Here is an 18,805-nt window from a genome sequence, read left to right on the forward strand (position 1 = left end):
TCCTAAAGCGACGGCAACCTGCGCGGGTTGCAACAGCCCCCAGTCGCGATGCGTCGCGATAAAGACCACCCAGCTGCTATCGCGCAACTCGACGGCCAGAAAATAGGCATGCGGATGGGCAGCGCGATCGTACGTGATTGCGCGAGAGAGCGGATCGTCGGAGCTGAAAAACAAACGGCGACGCTGGCGGCCTTCTGTCAAAAAAACCACCCGGCCAAATCCGAATACGCATGGACGGGTTGCTCCGCTGCGAGGCGACGGGCGACCTGCGAAGCGGATTCACCCGCAAGCGTTACACGATAGATCGCGCCAAAAATTCTCATGCTATTTTCGTCCATGCTTCCCACCCAGAAGCATCCATCCGGGTCAACCTTCCCACCATTGAGTTGGTTGCCGGGCCACGGTCTTCGCCAGGTTTAACCAGAAGCTGAAGGTCGCCAGTGGTTGGACCGACGAGGTGAAGCCCAGTCTTGATCGCGAGTGCGCGTTGCGGTTCTCTCGACGGGAGCTGACGGTCGACTTGTCCCCTATCAAGCTGAAGGCTGGCATTGAAGAATAACAAGGCTTCTCCGGTTTGAGCCTTCGCGATCGCAGCCATTCATGCCGCCAGTGCAGAAATAAACGCGAGCAAATGCCAAGCTTGGCCCAAACGGCTTTGCCTTGCCAAGCCAAGTCCGCTTTTTTTGCGTCAGGACTCTATTCCATCTGGGCGTCAAGATCGGTGCGCTGCTGAGATGGGCGCTTCGGTGCGGTCCGCATGTTCGCCTGCTCCGGTTGAACGCCCTCTGAGGCCTTGCCAGATGCCTCGCGAAGCAGCAGGCGGGAGCCGACTTCCACGATGGAGGTAATCGCAGGCAGCAATTCTCGCCCCAGCGATGTCAACGCGTACTCCACGGAAGGCGGCGAAGTCGCCAGCACATTGCGTTCGAGCACACCTCGCGCTTCCAGATCGCGCAGTCTGCCGGTTAATACCTTCGCGGTGATCGTCGGATTGTCGCGCCGCAATTCCGAAAACCGGCGCGGACCATTACTCAGACACCAGACGAGTTCAGGCGTCCAGAGGCCGCTGAGCAAAGCCATACATTTCGACATGGGGCAGCCGCCTGGCGGCGGGGCCACTTTCTTACGCGTCTTCAGGCTCACGTTGTATATCCATGGAGGTTTCCAGATGGTTACCTACATTCCGGCTGGTAACCGGAAAATGATGGTAACTGATGGGTATGTGGTTTCCAAGAGAAACTTTCATCCGTAGACTTGTAGTTCTTCAATCGATGCAAAAGGAGAACACAACATGTATGCGATAACGGGCGCAACGGGCCAGCTTGGCCGTTTGGTGATCGATGCGTTGCTGGACACTGTTCCCGCCGATCAAATCATCGCGGCGGTGCGCAGCCCTGCCAAGGCGCACGACCTCGCAGAGCGAGGCGTGGCCGTGCGAGAGGCCGATTACGCGCGGCCTGAAACGCTTACGACCGCATTTGCTGGCGTCGACAAAGTGCTGCTCATCTCTTCCACCGAAGTGGCGGGACGCCTGCCGTTGCATCGCGCGGCGGTCGAAGCGGCGCAACGGGCTGGCGTTTCGCTGCTCGCCTATACCAGCATGTTGCACGCCGACACCTCACCTGCCAGGCTAGCGATCGAACATCGGCAGACGGAAGAGGTCATCAGGGCCGCGGGCGTTCCTGCCGTCATCCTTCGTAATGGCTGGTACACCGAAAACCATCTAATGGCGCTCCCTGCGGCACTCGAGCATGGCGCTTTTATCGGCGCTGCGAAGGACGGTCGCTTTTCGTCTGCGGCGAGGAGAGACTATGCCGCAGCAGCGGCCGTAGTGCTCTCAACCGAAGGCCACGCGGGGAAAACGTACGAGCTGGCCGCAGACCATGCGTTCACGCTCAAAGAACTCGCTGCCGAGGTCTCACGGCAATCGGGCAAAACCATCGTGTACAACGATCTTGCACAAGATGCGTACGCAACCGTGTTGACAGACATCGGTCTGCCCGCAGACCTTGCCGCATTTCTGGCCGATGCCGATGCTGCAGCCGCTCGTGGCGCATTGTTCGACGATACCGGAGCGCTGGCGCGATTGATCGGTCGGCCTACAGTGACATTGGACAAGCTCGTCGCCGCGGCTTTGCGCGCCTAAGGCAGTGCGCGACAGCAGCGTTAGACTGGTGCATTGCCGATGAACGCTTCGGCACCACGCCCATTCCATTCGTCACCGCTGTCGCGCGCCTCGCGTTATCTGACGGCGCCCGGTAGCGATGTGCAACATGCAAACAAACACCGCTCGCCACCAGAGGGAGCATGATCCTCCGCCCTTGGAATTGGGACGACCCGCGCCATGATCCATGGGATGTACGGGGGCATCGCTGCAGGTTTCATTGTGCTCGTACCCGACACCTGCAGTCGGTACGCGCAACGAAGGTGCCATGTCATCGAAGTGGTTACGTTTAAGCTCAGGCACAATGCCACCAGCGCGCGAATGCAGGCGATTGCTTACGAAATCCGCACGAGCTTCAGATGCCCATTCTTCTTTTGGCTAGAATCGGCGTCAAAGCCGAGTCTTGAAGGCAAGGAAGCGACCGGCTCCCCTATCAGAACCGAGGATGGAACATTGACATGCTCTACGAACTGACAACCCTTTCGTGCTCTCTGCTTGAGCAGGATGCTACATCCGACGGCGCACGCCGCTGGGTGTCGGATGCCGATGCGAGCGGCGTCCTCCTTGGTTCATGGCGAACGGAAATTGGCGAACTTGCGCAAATCAAGGTTTTACGCAAGTTCGAGACTATGCAGGAACTGCAGCATGAACGTGAACGCGCCTACATGCACACAGAGCCGTTTCATATCGAGAACTCGCATATGCAGTTGGATCTCGAAAGCTATGCGCTGTTTCCTTTTTTTGCCTGAAGTCGAACCAGTGGTATCGCACAAGTTCTTCGAGTTTCGCCGCTACCTGTTGAAACCGGGTGGAATCGCGCCAACCATTGCAGCCTGGAAACAGGCAATCGCGCCGGCAAAATCCTACACCTCACATTTGATCGCAAACATGTACGCACTTGACGGTCCCCCACGCATCACCCACATCTGGGGATTCTCAAGTCTGGAGGAGCGTATGGCGTTGCGGGCACATCACTACGCCGAGGGTCTTTGGCCGCCTAAGGGCGGCCCCCAGCAGATCGTGAAGGCAACCTCAACCATTTGCCTGTCTGAAGCGTGGTCGCCAATGCGCTAAGATCGACCGGAGCGACGTGTAGATCTTCGATTGGTTGCTTGGCAACGGCTGGTTAAATGAAGGCGGTGGTCGGGGGCTTCGCGCTAAACACGATCGCCAGCGACCACACTTATGACCGTATTTTTTTCGAGCACTGCAACCGGCGAAATTGGGCAGCGACGTGTTTTCAGGTCAAACACGCGAGGATAATCGCGTACGCTGCGCTGACCTTCAGCCGCAACACTTCAGTGTGTTTCGTCCAAAGGAACCAGCATCATCGCCTTGCCGCCCAATCTGGGCGCGAGCTGCTGCTGGACTGCAATCACCGCCGGTAGCGGGCGCCATGCCATGGTCATGCTATCAACGAGGCCCGCATCGTCCAAATGCATATGGTCCATGCCGTCAATCACATTGTCACCGAGTCTGATAGTGAACACGGCAACAAAGTCAGCCCCGTCACGCAGTAGAAGCTTCGGCTCGAAGGCGTCCACCACGCCAAGAAGCTGGGTGAGCACTTTCACCACACTGTCCCTTCCTTCAAAGGGCGCGGGAGCGATCGGGCTGCGTAGGACGACGCTATCTGCCAGATGGACCCGGGTCCCTTCGACGTCGCGTCTGCCCATGGCTTCGAGGTAGGCGTCAAGATGTTCAGTGCTGGTCATAAGAATTCGCTCCTGATAAAAATGGGCGCTTCAGCTCAGTGCGTTCAGTCGCCAACGCTCTGGTGAGCATGGGTCGATCGCCTGATCCAGATGGTGCGCAAGCAATTAAAAAATCGGCTGAAACCTCATAGAGGCAACCCGCCTTTCGAATCCATGGTAGTGCATTGACGCAGCACCATTAACGGGGGTACGGGATGAGCGCGTAGAAACCTATCATGCGATTGTTTTCGATCACGAGACATTTCTTGTAGAACTCGCGAGCCCTATCCTTACTGATGTGCGTCTGTGACCAGATCTCCTCTGCACTTTCATGTTTGGCAAAGAGCATGACAGCCGTCTTGCGCGCTTCATATTGATGTAGCAGTCCTTCCTCCTGCAGCATGCTGGCATCCGGCTCGGGCCAGGTTTCGAAGGCCGGCACCCGGTCGCTGGCAACAATGGGCGGTCTTCCAGGCCGGCCACGACGGCTGCGACTGCCTTGCGTGTCCAGGATACCGGCATTGCCTGGCGCCGGAAGCAATGCCAGTTCCGATTCCGCCCGCTCCCTCAGCAACTGCATGACGTCAGGTTTATCCTCTGCGACCGTCCTCAAAATCGTGCTCGATGAAATTACGCGCATTTCGAGGTCAGCAAGTGCATGACCTCTATGAAGCAAACGTGCGATCGCGCCTAACCCTGCGCCCCGGTCGATATCTGGGCGGCGGCCAAGCAGCTCATCGAAAGTCAGTCGTTCCTGCACCCGTAGTTCGCTGTCGAGCTCGGCCATATGATCCGCCCAGCTCGATAGTTGGCGGGTCGCGGAGATGGCACGGTTTAGTCTGAGCCAGTTTTCGAATTTGATTTCCCAGAACTGCAGTTCGTCGAGCCACCGCACCCGGTAGGTAACGCCAAGGGACTGGGCGCGCGCGACGCACCGCTCTTGCAGTTCAGCGCGCACCGAGGAAGATTTTTCCCGAAAGACTTTCCACCACTCTGTAAGCCCGGAAGTGTAAGTAATTACGAGATCAGCGGCTTCCCGCGGCAGTTCGTTTGCTCGCATGATTTCATTGACCGAGTGCCGGACGGCGGTAAAACTCTCGACGTCCCTGTCGGCAACCAGCTCGCAGAGCGTAAATATCAGCACGGCATCGCGCCGAATTACCGAATACCCTTTTGGATTTGAAGAAAACGCCAACGTATATCGAGTCCGGGCGATCCCCGCGCTGATAACTGATCTTGTTGAGTGTGGGGGTCGGGCTCAAACAGCGGCAAAACCACAGGAGCAATATCGTTCATGGGATAGGATTTCCTGAGAAATCGCAGGTACGAACGCCCCCCTTGACTTTCCCGCAGGAAAAGCCAAGAATGATGCCGTCCTAAGGGGTCCGTCCCGCGGAACTGGGTTAGAGGGAGTTGCGCCAACAACTCCCTGTTCTGCTTACAGGACATGGGCGGTGCTCTAGGTCATCTTCGTTCTCTCCATTCCATAGCACCCGAAACTCGCATTTAAGTTGCCAGGTGGGTCGCCATCAGTAAAAAAATCTATTACTTCGCGTCGAATTCGAGATTTTGCATAATCATGAAATATTTTCAATAGATTTATTTTTCGCTATTTTATGCGGATGCGTTATTTCGTTACAAAAAAACATAACACGTAGATATAAATATCGAATATTTAATAGCGCACGTGTTTTGTTGCTCCTGAAACCGGGATGGGGCGAAGCGATGCCGCGTTATCTCGTAAGAGAGGACATTTAAGATCTCTCGTCGACCTTTATTTCGCATACCTACTTATATCGTTTTTTTTGGTTGATCTGGCCACCACGTCCGTATGCACGCCGCTCGCGCATAGCCCGGGCGACGCAGGAGCCTGTTGAGCAGGCGAACTCAATCCTGGGCTTCCACGAGGCAATCCTTGTAATCCCGCGCGATGGAAGATCCATGTCCGTCGCCGCTGCCGCGATCGGCGGCAACGCTTTGTCAGGGCAACTCCGATTGTCGTTCCGACAACCCTTGCACGGCCACACTCCCATTGGCCCTAAACCCACATTCAAGCCAATCGACGTACCGTTGAACTCGAGTCACCCGCGCTCTCTAATCGCTTGACCTGGCACGAGCGTAACCAACGAGGTGGTGCCAGCGACGTGTTGGATGCCACATAAAGTGAAATCTGTGCCGGTTAAGTAAAAAAATCGCCGCAAACGGCCGAAGTTCGCCTTGCCCGCAGTACGGCTACTCTGATAGCGTTCGCAGGAAACGTACCGGACGGCTGCCCCTTCCCGAAGAGATCTACGCAACTCGACGGAATTGCAGGAAATGATGGCAAGACGGGTCGAGTCGCAAGCACAGCGCGCCACATCGAAGGTGCCGGAATTTCCCCACCAGATATCGAAGACCTCACTTTAAGGTCAAAGCGGCCCACTCACATCCGGGCTTGCGACTGCCCATCCGACAGGGTCACCAATGCGCGCAAACTTGCAGCTCGTCGGCACTAACCTCCATACCTCCATCATTCGACTACGGTTTCCCTGAGCGATCGAGCCCTAACAGCTGGCTTACAGCCGGAGGAGATCAGATGCAGAGACCTGTCTCGGCCTCGAGGAACGAGGCCTGAATGATCTTTACCCCCTGATTTGTGTACACAAAAACTGGCCGAGATATTTGCCACCTGATTTGTGTCAATGCCGAAAGGTGCAACGCTCCGAAGCCGCCTCCGTGTACAGAAATCCCGGTGGTTATCGGAAGTGCAGCTAGATTTGGCAGCCGTTTGCGGGCCGGAATTTCCACCCGGATTTGTGTTCCATCGATTCCTGTTAGCCCGGTCGAGTCCATGAGCGCCGCCTTGAAATCATCCATTGATGTAGTAACATGTCTACATTGCAAGGAGTTCACCGTGAGCACGACGACCATCTCCAGCCGGGAATTCAACCAGTCGGCGAGCGAAGCCAAGAAGGCTTCTGCCAACGGCCCCGTGTTCATCACGGATCGGGGCCGCCCGTCCCATGTCCTGCTGAATATCGATGAATACCGGCGGCTCACCGGCGGCTTCACGACGCTACTCGAGGCCGTGGCCATGAAAGAAGATGACGTCAACGATGAGTTCGACGCGCCACGCGCGGAAATCGGGATTCGTGCGGCTGACCTGGACGAGTGATGTTTCTCCTTGATACGAACGTAATTTCCGAAATCCGTAAGCCGAAGACCGCCGATGTGAACGTCATCGCATGGGCGTCTTCTGTACCATCCGCCGCGCAGTTTCTTTCCGCCATCACTGTGCTTGAATTGGAACTCGGCGTTCTGCAACGGGAGCGGAAAGACCCCGTACAAGGTGCGACCCTGCGCCGATGGCTCGAAGTCCAGGTGCTCCCGCAATTCACGGGTCGGGTACTGGCGTTCGATCTGGTCGTCGCCCTTCGCTGCGCCCGGTTGCATGTTCCGGATCCGCGCGCGGAGCGCGATGCGATCATTGCCGCGACAGCGCTCGCGCATGGCATGACGGTCGTGACCCGCAACATAAAAGACTTTGAGGCTACCGGCGTTCCGTTGCTGAATCCATGGAAACCACAACCCTGAGTCATCCACGCAGCTCCGGCCCGTAACTGCCCGTCTGCACCGGTCAACGAAGAAGCCTCCGTTCCGGCTCGACCGCATCCGGGACAGTCACCACGAATGCGCGCCCTACCCGGCATGTCCGTTAGCCTGCGACGAGCAATTCCGCGTGCTGACTGGCAGCGCCGCGCATGTTCAAGCTCAGGCTCGACCCGCGGTAGCGTGACTCAACAGGAAAAGCAGAATTTGACCGAGATCTCACAATTTTAACTAAAAAGTTCACCGACTGGACCCTGACATCTGCCTCGCGTTACCCATCGGCACGCACGCATCACCACATCGACCAGCACGAAGAACACGCGCGAGAGTTGCTCCGCGCTGGGCGACACCGGCAGGGCAATCCAGCGCTGCGAATGGCTACGGCACATCTCCATGTACGCCGGGTCGTCGCAGTTCCAGAACACGAGCGTATGATCGAACGCATCCACGATCTCCCGGACCTCCCCCTTGAGGAGGCCGAAGTCATAAACCATCTGACCGTGATCGAGCGCATCGGCCTCGAGAATGATCTCCACGCGATAGGAATGGCCGTGGATCGACCATGCATGCCGCACGACATGCGCACCTTCAAACGAAAACAGCGTGCGGATCAACATCAGTCATCCCCTACGGTCACAATCCGTTCGCGATGCGGCGGTATCCCTGAACGAGCCTCACATTGGTCTGGGCGACGTCCTCGGAGAACTCTGACGCACTGGCAGTCACGCGGCCGCCCCACGCAGGGAACGGGTCGTCATACTGCGTCCATGCCTGCGGACCTTCAGCCATTTCAGCGTCGGTCAGCAGGCACGCATCCAGGCGCTGGCGCAGTGCCGGCTCGTTCATGTCGACACCAATCAGTACAAGTTCCTGGCGCGCATCGCCGACGTCCGGCTCCCAGTTGTGGTTGATGAATTCGAGGGATTCGGGATCGGTCGGCCAGTGCGATTTCGGCACTGCCGCCCACCAGAGGCCCGCCATGCCGCGGCGGCACACCGCGCCCGCCTGCGACCACGAGCTCGCGTACGTGGGACGGCTCGCGAGCCAGAAGAACCCCTTCGAGCGCACGACGCCCGGCCATTCGCTGTTGACCATATCCCCGAAGCGCTCAGCCTGCCTCGGACGCCGTGCGCGCCGCACGAAGCTGCGGATGCCATATTCTTCCGTCTTGGGCATGTGCTCCCCGCGAAGTTCCTTGAGCCACCCCGGCGCCTTCGACGCTTCCTCGAAGTCGAATAGCTTCGTATCCAGCACGCGGGCGAGCGGCGCGGACATACGGCGATCCGGCATGGCGATCACGTCGACTATCTGCACGGCGGTGTCTGCACCACCCGCACGGCAACCACTGCGACGATCACGGATCGGTCAGCATCGTTCAGTAACATCGCATCGAGCTATCCGGCGGAACGTCCGACGTTCGTCTGACCGGCCGGTGCCTGATCTTGCGACAGCAGATGGACACTGTGTTTCCCGAACTGACGAACCAGAAGGAGGAGGCCAAACCAGCTCATGTGGACATGTCGATCGAGGCGGACGGCACCGTGCTGTGGAACGGCACCGCTGTCGACGACGCGGCGCTGCGCGTCAAGACCGTGCAGGCCGCGCAGGCGGATCCGCAGCCGGAACTGCATTTGAACGCGGACCGCAAGGTAGCGTACGAAAAGGTCGCCCAGGCGATGTCCGCCGCGAAGAGCGGCGGCCTCACCAAGCTCGGATTTGTCACGAATCCTGCGCGACGCTGAACAGAAGCGCAGGTGAAACGCAATCTGCGACAACACATCACGACGAGATGAAGAGCAACGTGGCGCGAAGGTCGATTCTTCGCGCCATCGTCGGCAACATGACCGCGTCCAGCTATCGGTTGTTGATTGGGGCGCTTGCCGCCGGCACCCAATTAGCTGCAACAGGCCGTACAAAGCCTTATAATGAGAACGTTTCTCATTTCAAAATATAAGCCACATGCGCTTGTCCGAACTTGCCAAAGGTGCCGCCGCGCTCGTCGAGAGCGTCCAGGACGTTCACGATGCCGATGCGATCGCACAGCGTCTACGCGATCTCGGCTTCGTGCCGGGCGAGCCCGTACGCGTCGTGGCCGCTGGCCCGTGGGGCGCCGACCCGATCCTGATTCAGATCGGCTCCACCCGCTTCGCCTTGCGACGTGCTGAAGCTAACCGGGTCAATGTGCGCGAGGCAGACCGTTCATGAGTGCCGGCAATTTGCGCGTCGCCCTCGTCGGCAATCCAAACTGCGGTAAGACCGCGCTCTTCAACCAGTTGACCGGCGGTCGCCAGAAAGTCGCCAACTACGCTGGCGTTACGGTCGAGCGTAAGGAGGGGCGCTTCACCGCGCCGTCGGGACGACACGTCCAGTTGCTCGATCTGCCAGGTGCGTACAGCTTCGAATCGACGAGCCCCGACGAGCGTGTCACTCGTGACGTGCTGCTGGGCCAATATCCGGGCGAAGCGATTCCCGATCTGATCGTGTGCGTGGCCGACGCGACCAATCTGCGTCTGCATCTGCGCTTCGTGCTCGAGGTCAAACGGCTGGGACGGCCAGTCGTACTGGCGCTGAACATGATGGATGCAGCAGCCAGGCGCGGTATAGAGATCAATGCTCCCGAACTCGAACGTCGGCTCGGGGTGCGGATCGTGCAGACGATTGCCGTACAGCGCGGCGGCGCCCGCTCGCTGATCGAGCTGATCGACCTCGTCGACGCACAGATGACGCCGACGCGAGCCGCGCCGGCCGATACCCAGCAGCGCAATAGCGACCTGCACGCTGAAGTGCGCGCCCTCCTGGCTGCAGCGGTGACAATGCCACGTGCAACCGATGCGCGCGACGACGCAATCGACCGCTGGGCATTGCATCCCGTCTTCGGTCTCGCCATCCTGGCGTTGGTCATGTTTCTTGTGTTTCAGGCGGTCTACTCGGTAGGCAAGCCGATGACCGATGCGATCGGTGACGGTTTCACGTGGCTTGGCACGATAGCTGGAACCTGGTTACCCGACGGTCCGTTGCGCAGTCTTGTCACCGACGGTTTGCTTGGCGGTCTGGGCACTGTGCTCGGCTTTCTACCAGAAATTCTCGTGCTCTTTCTGTTCATTCTGATTCTGGAGGAGTCGGGCTATCTGCCCCGCGCGGCGTTCCTGCTCGATCGAATGATGGTTTCGGTGGGACTCACCGGGCGCTCATTTATCCCGCTCCTGTCCAGCTTTGCCTGCGCGATTCCAGGCATCATGGGCACGCGCAGTATCACCGATCCGCGCGATCGTCTGGCGACCATACTCGTTGCGCCTTTGATGACCTGTTCGGCCCGCCTGCCGGTTTACGCGCTTCTGATCGGTGCGTTCATTCCGACCTATCGTGTTTTGGGTATTTTCAACCTGCAGGGGCTCGTGCTGTTCGCGCTGTACATTGCGGGCATTGCCGGCGCAATGGCGGTGGGCTGGGTGCTCAAGCGCCTGCGCCGCGATCACGGCGAGCATGCGCTGCTCATGGAACTGCCCTCCTATCGACTGCCTAAAGCGCGAGATATCGCCATCGGGTTGTGGGAACGTGGCAGCATCTTTCTGAAGCGGCTGACCGGCGTGATCCTGGCGCTGACGGTGCTGATGTGGTTTATCTCGACGTTTCCCTCGCCGCCAGTGGGTGCCACCGGCCCTGCGATCGACTACACATTCGCCGGTTATATCGGCCACGGCCTGCAGTACATCTTCGCGCCGCTGGGATTCAACTGGCAGATCAGCCTGTCGCTGATCCCCGCCTTCGCCGCGCGCGAAACGGCAGTCGCCGCGCTCGCCACGGTTTACGCAGTAGGCGGAGATGCCGATACAGTTGGTCTGGGGCACGCACTCGCCGCCAACTTTTCTCTTGCAAGCGCGCTGTCGCTGCTTGTGTGGTTTGCGTTTGCACCACAGTGCATGTCGACGCTGGCGGTCATTCGTCGCGAAACGCGCTCATGGCGTAATGTGGCGATTTCGTTTGGCTACATGTTCGTTCTCGCCTACGCCGCGTCGTTGCTCACCTACCAGATATCGAGGTGGTTGACGTGAGCCTGAGTCTCGACGTTCAGTACATGGTCGTTGCAGTGCTGGTTGTGCTCAGTGCGCTCTACACTTTGCGCAAACTCGCTCCACAGCTGACCACTCGGTGCCAGGCAACGATTGCAGCCACGCTGCTGCAACCCGGTGGCGGGCGAGCAGCGCGGGCTTTGGGCCGATGGCTGCAGCCGAGCCAGGCGACTGGGAACTGCGGCGATGGATGCGATGCCTGCGGTAGCTGCGGCACACCGCAGGCGCCCCGAGGAGGTGCGGAAGAGCGCCCGCTGGAGTTTCGACCGCGACAGAATTCGAGCGACGGTGGCATGCGGCACTGACACCGCGCGCACCGTCGACCGGGCAAGGCCACCTCCCACGCGCCAGGCGCCAGGCGCCAGGCGCAGATTACCTCGGTCTCGCAGCAAGGAATCGACGGCAGCCTTTTCCGCATCGAGCAGTTCGAACAGGTGCCTCTCGGCGGCATCACCTTATAGCCTTGCAGTGCGTACTGCAGACGGACCGCATTGCCTTGCGCGATACGCGGCGCCCATTCAGCCCTGCGCCCAGTTCAGGCGCACCGCGGCACTCACTGGTTCGACTTTCTCTGCTACACGCCTGATGACCGGCGCCTCAGCGCGCGTTGGCGCATCAGACCTCGCGCGCTCGATCGACTCAAGTGCCCGCGCTGCGGTTTGACCGTTGTTCATCCGGATTTGCAGGCTGTAGTAAGCCGCAATGTTGACGATGTCAGTGTCGGACAAGGGTCTCGCCATCGCAGTCATCGTGGGGTCCTGCCGTTGTTGCCCCTCACGATAGGCATGCAAAGCCTTCTCGAGATAGGCACTATCCTGCCGCCGAGATGCGGCACACGCGCAATCTTTGAAATTCCTTCGGGCGAGTGACAGGCGAAGCATACCGCCGCACGCTGCTTGCCCGTCAGCCAAATGGAAGCTTGAATCGTTAGTCTTCTATCATTTAACTAACCGTCCCTCATCCAGGATGGAAATCATGAACTCAAAAATCAGCCGCCCCGCACTCGTCGCCGCCGCGCTCGCTAGCCTGGCAGTCGCAGGCGTCACCTCGGCACAGGCCGCGGAGAAAGTGGCGTGTTACGGCATCGCCAAGGCTGGCCAGAACGACTGCGCGAGCAAAACGGGTGTGCACGGCTGTGCCGGCGAAGCAAAAGTCGACAACGACAAAGGCGACTTCAAGAACGTCCCGGCGGGCACCTGCAAGAAAATGGGCGGCAGGACCGACAAGCACACCTCGTAAGCCATTGCCCCTGCGCTGGACGAATCGTGTTTCGAAGCAGATCCCCAAACCCGTCCGCATCCGCGCCACGAGGCGTAGGCATCGGGTTGCGTCACGCGCACTACCGTGACTTTCTCGACGGCGTGCCGCCGACCGACTGGGTCGAAGTACACAGCGAAAACTATTTCGGCGACGGCGGCTTCGATCTGCATGTGCTCGAAACCGTGCGTCGCGATCTACCGGTCAGCTTGCACGGCGTAGGTCTAGGGCTCGGTTCGGCAAGGCCGCTCGACCTTGCTCACGTCGCCAGACTGAAACGCCTCATCGAGCGGATCGAGCCCGCGGTCGTTTCAGAGCATCTGTGCTGGGGCGCGACGTCGGCAGGTCATCTCAACGATCTTCTACCCATGCCTCTCACCAGCGAGGCGCTAACGCTGCTCGCTTCGCGCGTCGCCGAATTGCAGGACGCACTGGGGCGGCCGGTTCTCCTGGAAAACGTCTCAACCTACGTGCGCTTTTGCGACGATCAGTACGGCGAGACAGCCTTTCTTGCAGAGTTGGTCTCTCGCACCGGTTGCAGTGTGCTGCTCGACGTGAACAACCTCTACGTCAACCAGTGCAACCATGGAGAGGACGCCATTGAGGCCATGAACGCGCTGGCGGTCGGGACGATCGGCGAGCTTCATCTTGCTGGCCACGGGGTGACCGATGTCGCGGTCATCGACGATCATGGCTCACATGTCACGAGCGAAGTCTGGGCACTTTACGAGTACGCACTGCAGCGGTTCGGTAACGTCCCGACACTGATCGAATGGGACACCCATCTTCCCTCGCTCAACGAGTTGCTCGAAGATGCGAACCGGGCACGCGGCATTCAGGCCGCGCTGCCTTGCGCGCCTTCTCTGCATGGCGATTCGATCGAATCGGATACTGGCCGTGCCGAGGCCTATTGAATCGCTGCAGCGCGAGTTTGCCCAGGCGCTGGAGGCCTACGGGCGCCCGCCCGCCCTCTCCGGCGGGCACGCTTCGCAACGCGAGCGCATCGATCTGTATCGCAGCAGCGTTCGCAGCCATCGGCGCACAGCACTCGCCAGCGCCTATCCTGTCCTGCTCGCGCTGGTCGGCGATGCCTACTTCGATGCCCTATCGGTTGCCTACGCGCGAGCGCATCCTTCGTCAGACGGCGATCTCAACAGCTTTGGCGCAGCATTACCGGTCTTCGTCGAAACGTACGAACAGGACGCCCGATTTCGCTATTTCGCCGACCTCGCGCGCCTCGAGTGGTCGCTGCACAAAGCTTACTTCGCCGCGGACCCTCAGGCACTCACGGCGCAGCAGTGGACGGCCATCCACCCGGACGATCTGCTCGGTGCACGACTCGCCGTGCATCCGGCCTGCGCGCCGATGTCGTCGCGCTTCGCGATCGCCGACATCTGGACTGCGCATCGACCGGGTGGCGTCTTTCCCCCCAGCCTCGAATCGCCGACCCACGTCCTTGTCGTGCGCCCACTATGGCGCCCGGAAATACGCGTCCAAAGCGCCGCTGCGCATGCTGCGTTTGTCAGCTTGCTCGACGGAGCAAGATTGAACGATGCACTCGGGGCGGCGTTCGACATCGATGCCGAATTCGATTTCATCGCGCAGTGGCGCGTCTGGATCGAGGCCAACGCGATTACGGGCCTCGCCGTCGAATCGCCATAGCTCCGCCGCATGTCGACAGCACTAATCGACACGGGTATAAGCTTTTCAGGTACCCCCGTTGAAGCGGGAAGCCGGTAAGGATCCGGCACGGTCGCGCCACTGTAATCAGTTGAAAGCACATCACAGCCCAGACTGAAAGTCAGACCTCGCTTTTTCATCGTTCAATCTCGTTCGGGACGCGTCATCCCACGGGGCAAGTTCATGATTTTCCGGTTAAAGCAGATTTTCGGTGATTCGAGTTCGCGCATTCGAACCCGCCTTTGCCGCATTTATGGCGTACTGATCGTCACTAACCTACTTGCCTGGGTTTAGGCGCTCGTGGCGTTCCGCCACCACCCTGTTTGCTGGGTACTGCGTTGCTTGCCTATGGCTTCGGCCTGCGTCATGCCGTCGACGCCGACCATATCGCCGCGATCGACAATGTGACTCGCAAGCTGATGCAGGAGCAGAAGCGGCCCGTCACGGTCGGCTTTTTCTTCTCGCTCGGGCATTCGACAGTCGTGGTATTGGCTTCTCTCGCGGTCGCCATCACCACGTCCGCCATGCAGGGACGCTTTGACCAATACAAGGAAGTCGGCGGAGTGCTCCGTACGCTGGTCTCCTCTCTGTTCCTGTTCGCCATTGCCCTGATGAATCTGATCATTCTGAAGTCGATTTATCAGGCGTGGCGCAAGGTGAAAAACGGCGGGCGCCATGTCGATGACGATTTCGACATGCTGCTCGCCAATCGTGGCTTCTTCTCGCGCCTCTTCAAGCCGCTGTTCCGGGATGATCACGCACAGCTGGCGCATGTACCCCTTGGGCTCACTCAGCTATCTGATCATCGGTGTCTTTGTGCTCAGTTGGGCCGCCTCGGCCATGATAGATGGGTGCGCCGTGAGATCCGGCTCCGCTGCGGGCTAATCAAATAGCGACTAGCTATTCACTGAAATAATCGTAAACCCGAGCAAAATGTCGGGGCCATGAACCGATTACGCCACCTGCTGACGCAGCACGCACCAGGACGCTGGATCTCGTATCTGGGCCTTCTCGTGCTTGCGCTGCGTCTGCTGCTTCCCACAGGAATAATGCTCGATACGGGCACGGCGGGTGAGAAGTCGGGCCTCGTGATTTGCAGCGGCCATGGGGGTCCGGCGGCACGCCTATCTGCTGCCTACGTCAGGTGCGTTAGGCACGAGCGGGGCTCGATTCGATCCCGCCCCGCTCGTGCCGCGGCCGGGCGATCAGCCATATCGCTACTCTCCCGGCCACGCTTAGGACTCCAACCTCCTCGTCCTGGCGGCAACACCTTCGCCGATTGATAACCGAGCGGCCTTGATGCCGCCATCTACGCGCATATCCACGCGTCGTCCAAACATGATCCGCAAACTCACGCTTTTCGCTGCCGCATCGCTCAGTACTTTCCAATCGGTCGCCCACGCCCAGGAGGCGAATAAGGACGCATCCGCCAGCACCTTGCCCGCCGTTAGATAAGCGCGCAGAAAGCCACCGAAATCACACGCCCGCTGGAAACCGGATCACATCTCGGCTTGAGTTCGCTCGAAACACTGGGGAGCATCGAACAGATCGACCGGGCCACCCTCGTGGAGCGCGGCGACGCGAGCATCGTCGACGCAGTCAGCCGGGCGACGGGAGCGCCATACCCCGAACCACCCCGCGGATCGTCTAAACTGCAGAATGACGAACAGGCCATTCCCGCTCGGCTACCCCCGCCATGGCGCACATCTTCTTCGCTGCTTCGATTCAACGGCATATCGCAACGCCCGAGCGCGAGATCGACGCGCGCACGCTCGGTGAAGGACTGGAGGCCGTCTTCGCCGCGCAACCTCGACTGCGCGGCTACATCCTCGACGATCAGGGCTCACTGCGAAGGCATCTCGCCGTGTTTGTCGACGGTCGGCCGGTGCGCGACCGACAACATCTGTCCGATGCGCTCGTTGATGAAAGCCGGGTTTACGTCATACAGGCGTTGTCGGGCGGATAAGAAGGTTCCACTCTTACTCGAGCTTTGCATGGGACCAGAGTGAGCGCTAAAGCGCCAACTCTGGCCGACAGGAGACACTCCACATGAGCGATCGATTGCTTGTTGCAACCCGTAAGGGATTGTTCGTTCTGCAAGCCGACGGCGCGGGCGGCTGGACGCTCGGTGAGCCGTATTTCGCCGGTGAGCCGGTGAGCATGGTGCTGCCTGATCCGCGCGACGGTTCGCTGTATGCCGCGCTCAATCTGGGCCACTTCGGCGTGAAACTGCATCGTCGGCGCGCGGGCATAGAGGATTGGGAAGAGTGCGCGGTCCCCGTCTACCCGCCGCAGCCTGCCGACGAGACGCATACCGGTGACGGCGCGGACAATGCGAGCGCCGCCGTGCCGAGCCCGCCGGCTCCTCCCTGGACGCTCCAGCAAATCTGGTCGCTCGAAACCGGCGGCTCGGACGAGCCGGGCGTCCTGTGGGCCGGCACGATTCCCGGCGGGCTCTTCCGTTCCGACGACGGCGGCGACACATGGCTGCTCATCCGGGCGCTGTGGGATCGCCCGGAGCGCCGAGAATGGTTCGGAGGCGGCTACGACGCGCCGGGCATCCATTCCGTGATGGTCGATCCGCGCGACAGCCGGCACGTGACGATCGGCGTGTCGTGTGGCGGCGTCTGGCAAACCGCCGACGGTGGCGCGACCTGGCGCGTTAGTGCCGAAGGCATGGAGGCAGACTACATGCCGCCGGAGCGGCGCGGCGATGCCAACGTGCAAGACCCGCACCGCGTCGTGCATTGCGCCGCGAATCCAGATGCGCTGTGGACGCAGCATCACTGCGCGATCTTCCGCTCGACCGACGGCGCGGCGCACTGGCAGCGGATCGAAGCGCAGCCATCGAGCTTCGGCTTCGCGGTTGCCGTGCATCCGCGCGAGCCGGACACCGCGTGGTTTGTGCCCGCCGTGAAAGACCAGTGCCGGATCCCGGTGGACGGCCAGTTCGTCGTCACGCGCACACGCGACGGCGGCCGCACGTTCGAGCGTTTCTCGAACGGGTTGCCGCCTGCACCGGCGTATGACCTCGTGTATCGGCACGGGCTCGCTGTAGATGACTCCGGCACGCGCCTCGCAATGGCGTCGACCACCGGCGCGCTATGGACGTCCGACGACGGCGGCGAAAGCTGGCATTTGATTTCAGCGCATTTGCCGCCTGCTTATTGTGTCCGGTTTGGATGAGGGCGCGTGGCGGGCTGGTGAGACATGAAACGCCTACATTGCCATTCATGCGCCGGACATAGCCTGAATGCGTGCATCGGCGTGATGGATCGATCCTCCGAGCTGTAGGCGCCGGCGACCCGCTTTGTGTAGCTCGGCTTGTCACAAGAGACTTTTTGACACTTCGCCGAACGTCTGATCAGCACCAGCAGTCACGCAGACGCCCCTGCGCGAGAGACAGCTTTTGGCGGAGGACTCGGCTCATTTTCGCCAATCGAACGGCCGTTTCCAAGCGCGGAGCCGCCCCCTGTACGTCCGGAGAATGATTCTGACGAATGACCCTTCATGGCCGAGTACAGCCCGATGCGGTCGGCTGAGGTCCACGCGTTGCGGACTTTCAGCGTTACAGAACGGCATCCCGGGGGCGAATTAGCGGGGATACCCGCAACAGATGTAACGGCAGGTCGGTGCTACGGCTAGGACGCCGCGCGCAGTGCCGCTCTCATGCTCATTTCTATGTCGTGAAGTCTCGCGCCGAGTTCCTCAAAGCTGCTGCGCCCCTCGCCGAATAACTCGCCGTTCATGTAGATCGTCGGCACAACGCTAATATCACGCGCCGACACCTCACTTTGAAAAAGCCCCCCGTCGATCGTAATGTTGTGAATCCGTGAATTGATCACCGTCATCATGTTCAGCGCTTGCACAACGTCCACACAGCTTCCGCAAGATAGTGAAATGAAGGTCTCGAAATAGTAGTCACGTTCCAGCGTTCGAATCCGTTCAATGGTCATACGGTCGGCTATGACGGGATGTCCTCCCACCTGGAGTATTGCAAGGACAAGGGACGAAAATTCAGGCCCTGTTGGAGTGGCGGCAAACCGAATGCCGGGTTTTGCTCCCGCCTGCCCGATTGAAAATGATGGCTTGCGTTCCTCGCCCTGCTGCTCCTCGATTACCGTCACCAGATCTGTCAACGACGCGATTTCGTTCAACATCGTCAGCATCTCGGGCGATTTTTGACCACCGTCCTGCGACACGATCAATTCGACAGGTCTACGGATGTTTCGCAGATACGTCTGTAATTGTGACCGGAGGCTGGTGTTTAACATGTCTCGATCCCCTAACGACTTTAAGGTTAGACGAAGAAGTGCAGGAACTGAAAGAGATCTGAACAGAACGTGCAGCGC

Annotated in this window: 23 protein-coding genes and 2 pseudogenes; 16 read left to right on the plus strand and 9 right to left on the minus strand. The window is 59.7% G+C overall.

What is annotated here, in order from left to right; genetic code table 11:
• The 3 genes and pseudogenes from HV770_RS38310 to HV770_RS34710 form a co-directional block, all read right to left on the minus strand.
• The coding region (locus HV770_RS38310; RefSeq protein ID WP_217468682.1) for a hypothetical protein at positions 1-210 on the minus strand (210 nt) is incomplete at its 3' end.
• Positions 198-392, minus strand: a pseudogene (locus HV770_RS39950) (SMP-30/gluconolactonase/LRE family protein); the annotation flags it as partial. The pseudogene HV770_RS39950 and the gene HV770_RS38310, both read right to left, overlap by 13 nt.
• A 304-nt stretch (positions 393-696) precedes the next feature.
• Complete coding sequence (locus HV770_RS34710) at positions 697-1,143, minus strand: winged helix-turn-helix transcriptional regulator (RefSeq protein ID WP_175165979.1); 447 nt, start codon at positions 1,141-1,143, stop codon at positions 697-699.
• Positions 1,144-1,291: 148 nt separating this feature from the next.
• Between HV770_RS34710 and HV770_RS34715 the strand changes: the two genes are divergently transcribed.
• The 3 genes from HV770_RS34715 to HV770_RS39155 all read left to right on the plus strand — a co-directional run bounded on the left by HV770_RS34715 (position 1,292) and on the right by HV770_RS39155 (position 3,238).
• Positions 1,292-2,146: an SDR family oxidoreductase gene (locus tag HV770_RS34715; RefSeq protein ID WP_175165980.1), complete on the plus strand. Its 855-nt coding sequence runs from the start codon at positions 1,292-1,294 to the stop codon at positions 2,144-2,146.
• 476 nt (positions 2,147-2,622) lie between these two features.
• The gene (locus HV770_RS39150; RefSeq protein WP_246291494.1) at positions 2,623-2,913 is read left to right on the plus strand and encodes an NIPSNAP family protein; all 291 of its coding nucleotides are present in this window, start codon (positions 2,623-2,625) and stop codon (positions 2,911-2,913) included.
• The gene (locus HV770_RS39155) at positions 2,888-3,238 is read left to right on the plus strand and encodes an NIPSNAP family protein (RefSeq protein ID WP_246291496.1); all 351 of its coding nucleotides are present in this window, start codon (positions 2,888-2,890) and stop codon (positions 3,236-3,238) included. The genes HV770_RS39150 and HV770_RS39155 overlap by 26 nt, the downstream gene beginning before the upstream one ends.
• A gap of 224 nt (positions 3,239-3,462) precedes the next feature.
• On the opposite strand, the gene HV770_RS34725 is transcribed toward HV770_RS39155, so the two are convergent.
• Together HV770_RS34725 and HV770_RS34730 are read right to left on the minus strand one after the other, a co-directional pair.
• Positions 3,463-3,879 carry a nuclear transport factor 2 family protein gene (locus HV770_RS34725; protein ID WP_175165981.1) on the minus strand — a complete coding sequence of 139 codons (417 nt, stop codon included), beginning with the start codon at positions 3,877-3,879 and terminating at the stop codon, positions 3,463-3,465.
• A 178-nt stretch (positions 3,880-4,057) separates the two neighbouring features.
• Positions 4,058-5,053: a hypothetical protein gene (locus HV770_RS34730; protein WP_175165982.1), complete on the minus strand. Its 996-nt coding sequence runs from the start codon at positions 5,051-5,053 to the stop codon at positions 4,058-4,060.
• Positions 5,054-6,751: 1,698 nt separating this feature from the next.
• Between HV770_RS34730 and HV770_RS34740 the strand changes: the two genes are divergently transcribed.
• Both HV770_RS34740 and HV770_RS34745 read left to right on the plus strand, forming a co-directional pair.
• Complete coding sequence (locus HV770_RS34740) at positions 6,752-7,012, plus strand: type II toxin-antitoxin system Phd/YefM family antitoxin (protein ID WP_175165984.1); 261 nt, start codon at positions 6,752-6,754, stop codon at positions 7,010-7,012.
• Entirely contained in the window at positions 7,009-7,431 is a 423-nt protein-coding gene (locus HV770_RS34745; protein WP_217468683.1) for a type II toxin-antitoxin system VapC family toxin, read from the plus strand. Before HV770_RS34740 ends, HV770_RS34745 begins: the two co-directional genes overlap by 4 nt.
• Positions 7,432-7,673: 242 nt before the next feature.
• Here HV770_RS34745 and HV770_RS34750 read toward each other — a convergent pair whose 3' ends face one another.
• Together HV770_RS34750 and HV770_RS34760 are read right to left on the minus strand one after the other, a co-directional pair.
• Positions 7,674-8,063, minus strand: a complete 390-nt coding sequence (locus HV770_RS34750; RefSeq protein WP_175165986.1) for a 6-pyruvoyl trahydropterin synthase family protein — start codon at positions 8,061-8,063, stop codon at positions 7,674-7,676.
• A 118-nt stretch (positions 8,064-8,181) separates the two neighbouring features.
• Positions 8,182-8,712 (minus strand): annotated as a pseudogene (locus tag HV770_RS34760) (GTP-binding protein); the annotation flags it as partial.
• 188 nt (positions 8,713-8,900) lie between these two features.
• Here HV770_RS34760 and HV770_RS34765 point away from each other — a divergent pair.
• Genes HV770_RS34765 through HV770_RS39600 form a run of 5 tightly spaced genes read left to right on the plus strand, consistent with a single transcriptional unit; the run spans position 8,901 to position 11,821 of the window.
• Entirely contained in the window at positions 8,901-9,188 is a 288-nt protein-coding gene (locus HV770_RS34765) for an ExbD/TolR family protein (protein ID WP_175165987.1), read from the plus strand.
• Positions 9,189-9,235: 47 nt separating this feature from the next.
• Positions 9,236-9,400 (plus strand): hypothetical protein, encoded by a 165-nt coding sequence (locus tag HV770_RS38315; protein ID WP_217468684.1) that lies wholly within the window; start codon positions 9,236-9,238, stop codon positions 9,398-9,400.
• A 5-nt stretch (positions 9,401-9,405) separates the two neighbouring features.
• Complete coding sequence (locus HV770_RS34770) at positions 9,406-9,651, plus strand: FeoA family protein (RefSeq protein ID WP_175165988.1); 246 nt, start codon at positions 9,406-9,408, stop codon at positions 9,649-9,651.
• Positions 9,648-11,498 (plus strand): ferrous iron transporter B, encoded by a 1,851-nt coding sequence (gene feoB / locus HV770_RS34775; protein WP_175165989.1) that lies wholly within the window; start codon positions 9,648-9,650, stop codon positions 11,496-11,498. Before HV770_RS34770 ends, feoB begins: the two co-directional genes overlap by 4 nt.
• A complete protein-coding gene (locus tag HV770_RS39600) occupies positions 11,495-11,821 on the plus strand; it encodes a DUF6587 family protein (RefSeq protein WP_343048396.1) in 327 nt (108 codons plus the stop codon). The genes feoB and HV770_RS39600 overlap by 4 nt, the downstream gene beginning before the upstream one ends.
• Positions 11,822-12,034: 213 nt before the next feature.
• On the opposite strand, the gene HV770_RS34780 is transcribed toward HV770_RS39600, so the two are convergent.
• Complete coding sequence (locus HV770_RS34780) at positions 12,035-12,244, minus strand: hypothetical protein (protein ID WP_175165990.1); 210 nt, start codon at positions 12,242-12,244, stop codon at positions 12,035-12,037.
• 247 nt (positions 12,245-12,491) lie between these two features.
• Between HV770_RS34780 and HV770_RS34785 the strand changes: the two genes are divergently transcribed.
• The 6 genes from HV770_RS34785 (at position 12,492) to HV770_RS34810 (ending at position 17,639) form a co-directional block, all read left to right on the plus strand.
• Positions 12,492-12,755 (plus strand): BufA1 family periplasmic bufferin-type metallophore, encoded by a 264-nt coding sequence (locus HV770_RS34785; RefSeq protein WP_175165991.1) that lies wholly within the window; start codon positions 12,492-12,494, stop codon positions 12,753-12,755.
• 86 nt (positions 12,756-12,841) lie between these two features.
• Complete coding sequence (gene bufB / locus HV770_RS34790; RefSeq protein ID WP_246291499.1) at positions 12,842-13,687, plus strand: MNIO family bufferin maturase; 846 nt, start codon at positions 12,842-12,844, stop codon at positions 13,685-13,687.
• Positions 13,671-14,435, plus strand: a complete 765-nt coding sequence (locus HV770_RS34795; RefSeq protein WP_175165993.1) for an HvfC/BufC N-terminal domain-containing protein — start codon at positions 13,671-13,673, stop codon at positions 14,433-14,435. The genes bufB and HV770_RS34795 overlap by 17 nt, the downstream gene beginning before the upstream one ends.
• 341 nt (positions 14,436-14,776) lie before the next feature.
• Positions 14,777-15,346: a HoxN/HupN/NixA family nickel/cobalt transporter gene (locus HV770_RS34800; protein WP_343048397.1), complete on the plus strand. Its 570-nt coding sequence runs from the start codon at positions 14,777-14,779 to the stop codon at positions 15,344-15,346.
• 803 nt (positions 15,347-16,149) lie between these two features.
• Complete coding sequence (locus HV770_RS34805; RefSeq protein WP_175165994.1) at positions 16,150-16,419, plus strand: MoaD/ThiS family protein; 270 nt, start codon at positions 16,150-16,152, stop codon at positions 16,417-16,419.
• A gap of 83 nt (positions 16,420-16,502) precedes the next feature.
• The gene (locus tag HV770_RS34810) at positions 16,503-17,639 is read left to right on the plus strand and encodes a WD40/YVTN/BNR-like repeat-containing protein (protein WP_175165995.1); all 1,137 of its coding nucleotides are present in this window, start codon (positions 16,503-16,505) and stop codon (positions 17,637-17,639) included.
• A 455-nt stretch (positions 17,640-18,094) separates the two neighbouring features.
• Here the strand turns inward: HV770_RS34810 and HV770_RS34815 are convergent, their stop codons facing one another.
• A complete protein-coding gene (locus HV770_RS34815) occupies positions 18,095-18,727 on the minus strand; it encodes an alkyl hydroperoxide reductase subunit F family protein (RefSeq protein ID WP_175165996.1) in 633 nt (210 codons plus the stop codon).
• Positions 18,728-18,805: the final 78 nt, after the last annotated feature.

Source organism: Paraburkholderia fynbosensis (assembly GCF_902859935.1).
GTDB classification, from domain to species: Bacteria; Pseudomonadota; Gammaproteobacteria; order Burkholderiales; family Burkholderiaceae; genus Paraburkholderia; species Paraburkholderia fynbosensis.